Annotated in this window: 12 protein-coding genes; 7 read left to right on the forward strand and 5 right to left on the reverse strand. The window is 38.4% G+C overall.

Features of this window, described 5'->3' with window-relative positions:
- Positions 1-16 precede the first annotated feature (16 nt).
- From dinB to EHQ31_RS08810, 3 genes are read left to right on the forward strand one after another with little or no spacing between them, the layout of a single operon-like run.
- Complete coding sequence (gene dinB, locus EHQ31_RS08800) at positions 17-1093, forward strand: DNA polymerase IV (protein ID WP_135568468.1); 1077 nt, start codon at positions 17-19, stop codon at positions 1091-1093.
- Between the two features lie 3 nt (positions 1094-1096).
- Complete coding sequence (locus tag EHQ31_RS08805; protein ID WP_135568469.1) at positions 1097-1798, forward strand: alpha/beta hydrolase; 702 nt, start codon at positions 1097-1099, stop codon at positions 1796-1798.
- Between the two features lie 52 nt (positions 1799-1850).
- Positions 1851-2609 (forward strand): DUF547 domain-containing protein, encoded by a 759-nt coding sequence (locus EHQ31_RS08810; RefSeq protein WP_135568470.1) that lies wholly within the window; start codon positions 1851-1853, stop codon positions 2607-2609.
- 114 nt (positions 2610-2723) lie between these two features.
- Here EHQ31_RS08810 and EHQ31_RS08815 read toward each other — a convergent pair whose 3' ends face one another.
- From EHQ31_RS08815 to EHQ31_RS08825, 3 genes are all read right to left on the reverse strand, one after another.
- Complete coding sequence (locus EHQ31_RS08815) at positions 2724-3140, reverse strand: OsmC family protein (protein WP_135568471.1); 417 nt, start codon at positions 3138-3140, stop codon at positions 2724-2726.
- 41 nt (positions 3141-3181) lie between these two features.
- Positions 3182-3817 carry a peroxiredoxin gene (locus EHQ31_RS08820; RefSeq protein WP_002975579.1) on the reverse strand — a complete coding sequence of 212 codons (636 nt, stop codon included), beginning with the start codon at positions 3815-3817 and terminating at the stop codon, positions 3182-3184.
- 117 nt (positions 3818-3934) lie between these two features.
- Positions 3935-6706 (reverse strand): adenylate/guanylate cyclase domain-containing protein, encoded by a 2772-nt coding sequence (locus tag EHQ31_RS08825; RefSeq protein WP_135568472.1) that lies wholly within the window; start codon positions 6704-6706, stop codon positions 3935-3937.
- Between the two features lie 176 nt (positions 6707-6882).
- On the opposite strand from EHQ31_RS08825, the gene sthA reads away from it, so the two are divergent.
- From sthA to EHQ31_RS08845, 4 genes are all read left to right on the forward strand, one after another.
- Positions 6883-8286, forward strand: coding sequence for a Si-specific NAD(P)(+) transhydrogenase (gene sthA / locus EHQ31_RS08830; protein ID WP_135568473.1), 1404 nt, complete (start codon positions 6883-6885; stop codon positions 8284-8286).
- A 124-nt stretch (positions 8287-8410) separates the two neighbouring features.
- Positions 8411-8908, forward strand: a complete 498-nt coding sequence (locus EHQ31_RS08835) for an RNA polymerase sigma factor (protein WP_135568474.1) — start codon at positions 8411-8413, stop codon at positions 8906-8908.
- A gap of 5 nt (positions 8909-8913) precedes the next feature.
- The gene (locus EHQ31_RS08840) at positions 8914-9951 is read left to right on the forward strand and encodes a FecR domain-containing protein (RefSeq protein ID WP_135568475.1); all 1038 of its coding nucleotides are present in this window, start codon (positions 8914-8916) and stop codon (positions 9949-9951) included.
- A gap of 80 nt (positions 9952-10031) precedes the next feature.
- Entirely contained in the window at positions 10032-10577 is a 546-nt protein-coding gene (locus tag EHQ31_RS08845) for a HAMP domain-containing protein (protein ID WP_135568555.1), read from the forward strand.
- 431 nt (positions 10578-11008) lie between these two features.
- On the opposite strand, the gene EHQ31_RS08850 is transcribed toward EHQ31_RS08845, so the two are convergent.
- Positions 11009-11296, reverse strand: a complete 288-nt coding sequence (locus tag EHQ31_RS08850; protein WP_135568476.1) for a hypothetical protein — start codon at positions 11294-11296, stop codon at positions 11009-11011.
- Positions 11297-11460: 164 nt separating this feature from the next.
- A complete protein-coding gene (locus EHQ31_RS08855) occupies positions 11461-11982 on the reverse strand; it encodes a hypothetical protein (protein WP_167481648.1) in 522 nt (173 codons plus the stop codon).
- Positions 11983-11986: the final 4 nt, after the last annotated feature.

Here is an 11986-nt window from a genome sequence, read left to right on the forward strand (position 1 = left end):
CTATTAGACAAGAGAAATGAAAAAGATCATCCACATTGATATGGACGCGTTTTATGCGTCAGTGGAACAAAGAGATTTTCCCGAAATGCGCGGGAGACCTGTTGTTGTGGGTGGATCTCCGCATTCGAGAGGAGTGGTTTGTGCTGCCAGTTACGAAGCAAGAAAGTTTGGGGTTCGTTCCGCTATTTCTTGTTACCAGGCTTATAAACTTTGTCCTGAAGCTATATTTACTCCCCCAAGATTTGAAGTTTATAAATCGGTTTCAAAAGAAATCCGGTCCATTTTTTTAGAATACACAGACCTAGTAGAACCACTATCTTTAGACGAGGCATACTTAGATGTAACATCTAATAAATTGAATATTCCTCTTGCGAGTACAATTGCCAAAGAAATTAGAAAAAAGATATTTGAAAAAACCGGACTCACTTGTTCAGCAGGAGTCGCTCAAAATAAGTTTTTAGCTAAAATGGCTTCTGAAAAAAATAAACCTAACGGTCTTTATGTGGTTTTGCCTGGGGAAGAAAAAAAGTTTTTGGCTGATTTACCTTTAAATCATTTTTTTGGGATCGGGAAAAAAACCTACGAACGGCTTTCCCAATTAGGTTATACAAAGGGTTCAGAACTCCGCGAAGCGGAGGAATCTATTTTAATTCAAGAATTTGGAAAGATGGGTGCTGTGTTTTACCGGATGGCAAGAGGGCTTGATGACCGGGAAGTGATTCCTTTTCGCGATCCCAAATCGATTGGAGTAGAAACTACCTTTTCCCATGATTCTGGAGATTTTTCTTTTTTGATTCTTACATTAGAATCCTTATCGAAGGAATTAGAAGAGAGAATGGGACGTAAAAACAAACAAGGAAAAACTCTCACTTTAAAAACAAAATTTGAAGATTTTACAGTGAAACAAAAATCTATTTCTTCCGATTCCGTTTTCTACTTGGCAGACAACCTTTTCCAACAATCCTCGAATTTGTTGGCAAATGTTTGGAAGGAAAATACAGATCCATTCAAAAAAATTCGGCTCTTAGGAATTTCTGTTACTAACTTTGTTTCAGAAACGAAAGATCAGGACCAACCATCTCTTTTCGGTTAAACTATGTTAGAAAATGAAAACGAATTAGAACCTCTTGGACCTTTACAAGTACTGCGAGTCAAAGGAGACCCTGATGCACCAACGGTGGTTTTATTTCATGGTTATGGTGCCAGTGCATTTGATTTATTTCCCATTCATGAAGTATTAGTCACAGACCAAAAATTCAATTGGGTTTTTCCTCATGGACATTTAAGTGTTCCTCTTATGCCAGGGTATTCGGGTCGTGCTTGGTTCCCGATTGATATGGCAGCTTTGGAAGAAGCAATCCGCAAAAATGATTTCAGAAATTTTGCAGATAAAGACCCAGAAGGAATGGAAGTAGCAAGACAGGCCGCCTACTTGATGTTAGATGCTCTTGGAGTCCCTTGGAACCAATTAATCCTTGGTGGATTTTCCCAAGGCGCTATGCTTGCAACAGACTTAACACTTAGAAAAGAAGATGTATCTAAAGGACTTATGATTCTTTCTGGTGCACTTGTGAATGAATCTCTTTGGAAAGATTTGGCACCTAAAAAATCTATTTTACGATTTTTCCAATCCCACGGAGAATTTGACCCTATCCTTGGTTATGCGAATGCTAAAAAATTAGAGAAGTTACTTCGTAGCGCAGGACTACTAGGTGAATTTATCGCATTTAATGGTGGTCATGAAATTCCGGCACCAGTGATCCAAGGAATCAGTCGATATTTGAACAGTTTATCATAAATTTTCCTTGGTACACCCAATTCGGATCAGTCTAACTGTTTGGATGGTCTTTATGAAACAGTTTCTCATTTCGTTCCTTTGTATTGGCTTATGGCAAGGCATTTATGCCCAAGGTTTTGATCATAAACATTCTGTTTGGGATTCCATCCTAAAAAAGAATGTGAAGAATGGACTTGTTTCTTATAAAGGAATTCAATCGGAAGAGGGCACTTTTCGACAGTATTTGGAATCGCTTTCTAAGGTAACAGAAGCCCAATACCAAGGTTTTAATGAAAAAGAAAAAATTAGTTTTTTAATCAATGCATACAATGCATTCACAGTAAAACTAATATTGGATCATTATCCTGTAGAAAGCATTACTGAAATTGGATCTCCATTTTCCAAAATTAATTTAGCGCGTGGAATCCCTTGGAAAAAAGAATTCTTTACTCTCCTTGGCAAATCCAGACATCTAGATTGGATTGAACATGAAAAGTTAAGAAAGGATTTTAATGAACCTAGGATTCACTTTGCCATTGTTTGTGCTTCCATTGGTTGTCCCATTTTAGTTTCTGAATCCTACACACCAATGACTCTCGAGAAACAACTCCAATCTGCTAAACTTGGGTTTTTAAAAAATCCCAAAAAGAATTCTTACGATAAATCCACAAACACTTTGTATTTAAGTAAAATTTTTAATTGGTTCCAAACAGATTTTACAAAAAAAACCACTCTCATTCAATATTTGCAGGAAGGGTTTGAAGAAACAATTAAACCAGATGCGAAAATTGTTTATAACGAATACAATTGGGACTTGAACGAATTAAAATAAGTAATAAGATACCTTACCAATCTCAGCAATATCTACAATGAATCAATAGATCACGGATTCATTAATTGTAATGGATTGGTAAAACTTTCCAATGCCAAACTGCGAAAGGATTAACTAAGAAACTAACTCAAATTCGTAAGTGATTTTTGCGGTTTTTTCGAGTGTTTTGGCAACGGAACAGTATTTTTCTAAACTAAGATCAATTGCACGTTTTACCTGTTCTTCTTTAAAATCACCTTTTACTTTAAACTTCAAATGGATGTTTTTAAATAGATTGGCTTCTTCCACTTTTTCTCTGTCTGCATCGACTTCTACGGAATAGTCTTTTACTTCGATTCTGTGTTTGTTTAGAATCATCAAAACATCAATGCTACTGCATCCAGCAAGACCCATAATCAAAAGTTCCATAGGCCTTGGACCAGAATTTTTTCCGCCTATTTCGGGGGAGGCATCAATAAGAATGGAATTACCAGATTCATTCGTTGCTTCTAATACGTATGGAGATTCAATGCGACTTAGTTTGATATGCATAAGTATAAAATAGGCGGGTGAAAAAACCCGCCAAGTTTAAATTACTTATTTGGTTGTGGTGTGTAACGCAAATAAGGTTTGATGGTTCTAAATCCCTTAGGAAATTTTTTCTTAGCATCTTCATCAGAAACAGAAGGAACGATGATTGTGTCTTCGCCATCTTTCCAGTTTGCAGGAGTTGCTACGCTAAACTGTGAAGTGAGTTGTAAAGAATCAATCACACGTAAAAGTTCATCAAAGTTTCTTCCAGTGGAAGCAGGATAAGTAAGAGTTAATTTTACTTTTTTGTCAGGTCCTACAACAAATACAGAACGAACAGTTGTTGTTTCACTTGCATTCGGGTGAATCATATCATAAAGGTTTGATACCTTACGATCTGCATCCGCAATGATAGGGTAGTTTACTTTGGTACCTTGTGTTTCGTTGATATCAGAGATCCAACCTTTGTGGCTGTCTACAGGGTCAACGGAAAGTGCGATCACTTTTACATTACGTTTTTCAAACTCTGGTTTAATTTTTGCCACGTATCCTAGTTCTGTAGTACAAACTGGAGTGTAGTCTTTTGGGTGAGAGAATAAAATCCCCCAACCTTGTCCTAAATATTCATGAAAGTCAATTTTGCCTTCAGAGGTTTCCGCTTGGAAATTCGGTGCTTCGTCGCCTAAACGTAGTGCCATAGTTTGTCTCCTGTAAGATGAGTGATTCCAATTCTAAAATCCACCTCTGAAAATGCAAGAAAATGTTATACTTTATTGGATGAAATTTCCATTTTATTGAAATATTTCGCAGATTTCCTACTTTTTTGTCCTTGTAAATGCACCGTCCCAATCTGGTTCTGGGGGAGTTTCTAAGTAATATTGGCACCTTTCCCAAAGGAGTTTGCAGGCTTCATCTCCATTTGTGGTCAGTAAGGTGTAGAATTTTTTCCCTGCTTCCTCAAACTTTCGATTCAAATAAGAGAAAAGGGCAGATTCGTAGGCTTCCACGAATTTATGATCTTCTTCTGTTTCATCGCCTTTTTTGGTTCGGATTTCGAATAAAGTAACGGGTTTGGATTTTCCTTTCACTCGCACAATATCCAACTTTCTTGTAAAAAAATGGTCTTTGACTTCATCATGAACAAATTCCGAAACCAAAATACAAACTCCATAATCTTTTCCAGCCGCTTCTAACCGTGCCGCCAAGTTAACAGTATCACCCATCATTGTATAAGAAGCTAGGGCATCGGTTCCCATAAACCCAACCTTCGCATAACCCATGTTTAGTCCAATGCGGAACTTCATCGTATGGGCTTCTGGAATGTATTTATTTTTTTCGATCCATTCTTTTTTTAATACCTCAAGTTTATCACGCATTTCAACACTGGCAGATACAGCTTTTAAACAATGATTCTCTACATCTAGTGGGGCATTAAATACTCCCACGATGGCATCCCCAATGTATTTATCCAAAACTCCATCATGATGTTTTAAGATGATGGTCATTGCTGATAAATATTCATTGAGAAGATTGGCAAGTTCCTTTGAATTTAATTTTTCAGAAATGGTGCTAAATCCAGCAATATCGGAAAAGAAGGCGGTGATGATTTTTTCACTTCCTTGTTTTAGTTTTTCTAAATCTTTAAGGGCTTCCCCGACCACCACCGGGTCCACCATACTTCCGAGAACTCCTCGCATTTTTTCACGTTCCTTTAATCCGGAAACCATCTGGTTTAGTGCGACTGTTAGGTTCCCAAATTCATCATTCCCTCCATCATCAAAATGGACGTGAAGATTCCCTTGGCCAACATCTTCTGCACTTCGAATGATATTTCGAATTTTTTGAACCACCACTCCAGAGATAAAAATAGCAAATAGAATTGCCACCAAACAAATGGTAATGGCTGTGAATACAATTTGATTTCTATTGTCTTTGATGGCACGAATTCCATCTGTCCTATCAACCAATGTTCGAATCAGGCCTGAAAAATTATCACGTAAAACAAGATTGGGAACATTTTCCGATTCCAAAAGATGAGTCCCATCTAACTTCCACATGATCTCTTCTGATTCACTTCGGGAATGACCAAAACTTCCATCCGGGAATAGTTTCTTTAGTTCTTTTGTGGGAGTTTCTTGTTCCGCATTTAATATCCATTTGCGAATGGCTTTCCAACGGTTCCTTTGGATTTCTCGAACTTCTGGATCTTGGTAATAACGTTCGTATTCAGTGGGATCTGTTTTGAATTTCATCAAAACCCAGTCTTCCAAGGTGACATCTCGCAAACTGCGCAAGGCCTCAATTTTTTCCCAAGTTTCTAAGGGAATGGGGTAGTTTTCCGTAACTTCGTCAAAAATTTTGTCTCTTTCTGCTATGAGTTCACCGTAAGATTTATAAAAACTGGTAAAAAGTTTGTCCTTTGCAGGTGGAATCGGAGGTTTTGCATTTTTCAAAAACTGGATTCTTTCTCTCAGTTTTGGAATGAGTTCTGTTAGTTCTTTTGTGATTCGGTAATCTTCCTTGATGACTTCTCTGTAATCTCCTAAACTAGATTTAATACTACTTAGGTTAAATGCTCTTTTGGTTGAATTCTGGTGTCGAAAGAGGGGAGAATGAAGGGCTTGGATTTCTCTATCTTCCCATTCGTAAACATACTGTTTTTCATTTTCGTCAAGGGACGAAATATCATCAGATAAACGTTGGAAGGATTCCACCAAACTTTCTTCCATTGGTCCAAACTGGTCCATTTTAGCGAGTGGAGATGTATTGTCTATGATCTGTGTATCAAAGGAAGCAAGGGAAGTTTCCCCTTGGATCATTGCCGAAAGTGGAAAGGTTTGGATGCGAAAGAGTTTGGTATCAAGACCCAGTTCTTCTAATTTTCTTTTTTTGGAATCAGCATAGAACTTTGCAATAAATAGATCTAGTTGTGATTTATGATTTCGAATTTCTTTTTTTAGATTTTTTAAATTCGTTTCCCATTTTAATTTTTCGTCTGGATCTTCTGGTGGAGTTTGTTTTTGAATTTCAATATACTTAGCTTCATTTCGAACATACGAAGAAGCTAAACTAACAAGTGTATTCCATTCTTTTTCACTGATATTTCGATTTGCTGCTTCTCTAAGTTGGTGGCGAATTTCTCTTTCCAATACATCTACATCATCTTTTGTCAGATATACGGAAAAAAAGGTATCCACTTTTTTTATCACTTTGGAAGTTCCAAGAGAACCAAAGAGATTGGTTTGAAATCCGAAGACAGATACCGTTTTTTTTTGGGTCACTACTTTCGCAGTTCGATATTTTTTTAGTTCTTCTCTTTGTTTTTCTATTCTAGATTTGAATTCTTCGATCCGAATTAAGTTTTGCGAAATATTCTCAATCTCCATCACCAAACTTGCGATAAAATTTTTGGAGACTGCTGCTTGTTTTTCATAACTCTCAGAGAGGATGGCCGTCTGTTGGCGAACCGTGATGATGGAAAGTAAAAGGATGGTCAGGGCAATTAAGGTACCAGTAAACCATGCAAGTTTGGCTCTAATTCCTTCGGAAAGGATTTTCCAGACTGAAGTGAGTCCGGATTGGATCATTTTAAAGAATTCCATAGGGATGAATGAAACATGAGATCGTGACTTTTCAAAGCAAGATTTTTTGTATTCCACGTTTTGCTCTGTTAGGTGAAAAATATCAAAGAACTTTGTGATAGAATCTTATTGTCAATTTTTCCTTGCTATTTTCCACTTTGTCGGTATTGTTTTTTTAGCAAATGTCCATCAATCGTTTCGATTTACTCGCCATCGGGGGCGGTCCTGCCGCACAAAAAGCTGCTATCCAAGCAAGCAAAATGGGAAAAAAAGCAGCCATTATAGAGAAAGACCCTTACTTGGGAGGAGGTTGTGTCCATTACGGAACCATCCCTTCCAAATCTTTACAAGAAACAAGTAGGTTCTATCGTAACTTAAAATTGTCCAACCTTCACGGACTACAATCACCCAAACCGGCCATGCTTACCTTGCAGGAACTGATGTTTCGTGCAGGGACTGTGATTGAAAAAGAAGAAGATGTCACCCGCGAACAAATGATCCAAAACCGTGTCACGACACTTACCGGTTGGGGAAAGATCGTAGATGCCCACCACGTAGAAGTCACAGACTCTGCTGGTAGGAAAAAAGTTTATGAAACCGAGAACATTCTTATAGCAACGGGCAGTAGTCCTCGTAGGCCAACGAATGAAAATATTCCATTTGAAGATGGACTCGTATATGACAGTGATGGGCTCTTTGCAATGAAAAAGATGCCTACCTCTTTGGCAGTGGTAGGAGCAGGAATCATTGGATCAGAATACGCCACGATTTTTGCGCACATAGGCGTGCAGGTCCACCTTTTCGATTCCCAAAGTCGAATCCTTGGTTTTTTAGATGAAGATGTATCAAGTGAAATGACTCGGATTATGCAACAGTCTGGGATTTCAATCCATGTGGATTCATCCATTACAAAGTACAACAAACTTCCCAATGAGGAAGGTTTTGAACTCACGACTAACAGAGGCGAGGTGGTCCGAGTCAATCAAGTCCTCATTTCTCGCGGACGTTTTGGGAATGTCGATAATTTAGGTTTAGAATCGGTGGGAATCATTCCTAATGATCGAAAACAAATTTTGGTGAATGAAAACTATCAAACCAATAACCCCAATATCTATGCTTGTGGGGATGTCATAGGATTTCCTAGTTTAGCTTCTGTTTCTATGTATCAGGGTGCATACGTCGCAAAACACATGTTTGGTCATCCTTCTGTTCCTGTAGATTCCGAAGAATTTCCAATTGGAATTTATACTCTTCCCGAGATTGCAACCATTGGACCTACAGAAGAAGCTCTCAAAGCTCGTGGGGTTTCTTATGGAGTGGGAATGGCAAAATTTGACACCATTACACGTGCCCAAATCAGCGGGGACCAAGTGGGGCTTTTAAAAATCCTTTTTGATAAAAAATCCAGACGAGTTTTGGGAGTGCATATCATTTCTGACAAAGCAACAGAGCTCATTGCACTCGGGCAATGTGTGGTCAATCTGAAGGCACCCATTGAGTACTTTACCGAACACATTTTTAATTATCCTACAATGATTGGTGCTTATAAAAACGCAGCAAATGACGCCCTTTTAAGAGAAAAATAATCTGGTTCCCTTGAGAATCTGACCTTTCCTGTTTGTTTACTTTTATAGAGAGGAACGGGATTTTACTTGTCAGAGACTCGGTTTTACCAACACATACAAGATTGTGTCAGACAAAGCTGTCTCTATGAGTCAAATTTATGAAAGAAGCCATAAACGTATTTATGACTTCCTCTACAAGTACACTCAAAATGCGGACACGGCAATGGATTTGATGCAGGATAGTTTCTTAAGTTTCCATAAGCACTATAGCGAAGCCGGCCTCTCGGAAGAGAAGTCCGTTATGGTTTTGTATACCATCGCACGCAATTTATCTATCAATTATGCTAAAAAATTTTCCACAACAAAAGAGATTGTCTCTGATGAAATCGAGTTTCATAGCCACAATCCAAAACTAGAAACGAGAGCAGAATACCAAGACTTAGAAGATAGGCTTTATTCTTTTTTGGGAGAACTGTCAGAAGAAGAACGTTCGGCTTTATTACTTAAAAATGTGGAAGGATTTCAGTTAGTGCAAATCGCTGAGGTCTTGGGAGTTTCGGTTTCTACGGCATCTCGTTTGGTCATAAGGGCCACAGAGAAAGTGTTGGCCATCGCCAAAAGAGAAAATCTGGTACCGGATTAGAATCAATGAACGAATTTGAGAAACAACAGACATTCGCTAAATGGGAAGAACTCTTACGTAAACCTTCCAAGGTTACAGAGTCCAGAGAATTCCCTACTTGGGAAGTTGTTTCCAAACGAAACATCCAATTCGAATATATACCCCAAAAAAGTTCTGTTTCTAATGTAATTTCTTTTTTCCGCAAACCAATTGGACTCACGTTAGTTGGTGGGTCTGCTTTATCCTTGGCTGCCGCACTAGTCTTTGTTTTTTTACTGAATCCATCCAATGAAAAACTGTCGGAAGTTGCAAATGCATCTGTGGCCAAAACTTCAAAAGCAATCGTTTCTCCATTGAAAGTCATTGTTTCTTCTGTAAAAGGGAAGGTGTCTGTTTTGCCAGAAGGAAGTTCTCATCCTGTGGCCCTTGTAAAAAACTATCAATTGGTATCAGGGGATGTCATCATTACTGATGGAAACTCGCAAAGCGATTTAGATTTTGAAACTGGATCTTGGATGCGCATCACACCAAATTCAGAAGTCATTTTGGATCAAATCGAAAAAACAGAAGATGCCCAAACCCAAAAGTTTTCAGTGAAAAAGGGGAAGATCTTTGCTTCTGTTTCCAAACTATCAAAGGACAGCCAATTCGTTGTGCAAGCCGGGGAACATCTTACGCAAGTTAGAGGAACAGTATTTAGTGTTCAATTTGATGGGACGTTAGAGGTAGTATCAGTTCGAGAAGGTTCTGTCTCAGTGGGAGATCTGATCCTAAGTTCGAAGCAACAGACCATTGTGAAACTAGGTGAAAATCCGGTATTGGCTGCTCCAGTCAGCGCTAAAGAAGACAAAGAACTCAAAGCCTTTCAAACACAAACAATTCTTGCACGTGAGTCCAAACTGTACGAAGAACATGCAAGATTAGAACTTGTACGATTAGAAGATGGAACAGAATACCGTGGAGTGATTCTTGGACAATCAGAAACACATCTGCACTTCCAGGGACTAGAAGGTTTGATCGAAATCCCGATCCAAAAGATATTAGAAACAGAAAAAATTCGTTAATCTTTATAAGTTTTTGACAATATTGTCTTTTTATGAGAGGGTCTTTCCTAACACCCAAGGGGAATACCTTAAAAGAAGCCATGTCTCAAAATCACAAAAAAACCTTTCGTTTTCATTATCTCATCGATAAGGAATTCCAATTAAAGTTTTTAGCGCATTATTCGCTTTTGTTTATATCCGGGGTACTAGTGACTTTAGGTTTTCTCTATTGGTTGAACCAGTCAAAATATGACGGTGGCGCCGTATTTCGTCTTCGACAAGATGCACAAACTGTTTATTGGAAAATTGAGAACGAAGACGCGGGTCCAGGCGAAGCAAAAGAGAAATTTGTTCCTAGGGAAATTTACCTTCCAAACTACGACCACCAATTGAATATGTATACCATTCAATTCGATGCGGTGGTGACACTTTCCATTCTTTATTTACTCTTAATCACTGTGTTCTCCGTTTTCAAATCTCACAAAATGGCAGGCCCCGTTTTTAGTATCAAACGGTCTTTGCAGCGAATGGCTTCGGGAGAACCTATTGAAACCATTCGCATCCGGAAAGGTGATGAGTTCCAAGAACTTGTTCAAGTGCTGAATGAAGTCATTCAAAAACGTGTGAGTGACGGTTCAAAAAAGTAACTTTAATTAAACTATGTCACATTGATGCCTACTTTGCCCCCGCCCTGAATTGGGTGGTGGAGGTGGGCTAGTGGGCTTTGACAAACCACGCCTAACAGAAAATCCATAAAACCGCAAGAAAGATCCGCGATTCCCCATTTTTTATCCTGAATGGTTCATGTTTTTGATCTCTTCGAATACTTTTACTTTTGAAGCATTATTTCGATTTCAGATACTATCAATTATGAAGCAATATGGGACTTCCCATAATTGATCTTATGTCACATAATAGGAAGTAGCGGTATGAATGTACTCTTACATCTTTTACAGTTTTGTCTCAATACATGCTTTACAAAAAGGCTTCACACACGTAACGGAATCAAAAACATCCATGTCTATGGGTTTATTCAAGTGATTCCCACTGGAAACATTGACTGCGGTGTAATGGTTCCTTATTTTGTACCGCAGGTTTTTTTCTTAATGTCTTCGCATAGGTATGAACCTATCAGTCGTTCGGCGTCACATTGAAATTTAGCATCCGCTTTAGTTTCTGCACTCCCAGTGACCGCAGATGACCTTTCTCCGCAATAAGTATAGGATTGGTATACAACAAGGGAACAAGCCAGGTAGTCTAAATCGGCCCTTTCACAAGCCTCATAAGAAGGATTGGTTTTTGTACATTGGTTAAAGATGAAAAACAATAGGAAAAGTAAACTAAAACGAAGGAATACCACTGCCATTTAGACAGGAAGGGAAGAAAAAGAATTTAATTTTTTATAGTTGAATATAGACTTCGATTTGTAGAAGAAAATTTCCACACGAAAATACGGTAACGGTGGAAATAGAAATCATTTGACCCCACAAAGAGCATGTAGGGACAACCGTAAAATTACAGAAGAATTAACTAATTGGTTTTTTTCTTCAAATGTAGGTCTTCTGTTGCGTTTTGGTTTTCCGTATTTGAATTAAAATTCTTTTTGATTTTTGAATCTAAAAGTGTACGAACTGTTTCTCCAATTTTTGCATCATTACTATACTGGCTTAAATACGCATTCACCTGATCTGACTTTTTCCCAATGAATCCATCGCGGTAAGAACGCGCAGAGAACTTGCGCAAACTAGGATGGAGTGTTTGGTTTGCCACGTTACTTTTAAGAAAGGTTTCTGATTCTCCATCTGGATAGTGAGAAAGGAGCAACAAGGATCGCTCTTTCACATAAATCCGAACTCCAGGTTCTTCACTGAGAGTTCGAAGATAGGGAGCCGGATAACTCACAATGGATTCCATCGAACGTTTCATGTCTTCCAATTCAACATGCCCGGTTTGGCTTAAAATACGTTTGATTTTTTGGTAACGGTTGGGATCCAAAGATTCTGCAACCAAAGTTGATTGCAGAAGGAGTAAAGTTAAAATCCATTTCATCATATTC

The organism is Leptospira montravelensis (genome assembly GCF_004770045.1).
GTDB lineage: Bacteria > Spirochaetota > Leptospiria > Leptospirales > Leptospiraceae > Leptospira_A > Leptospira_A montravelensis.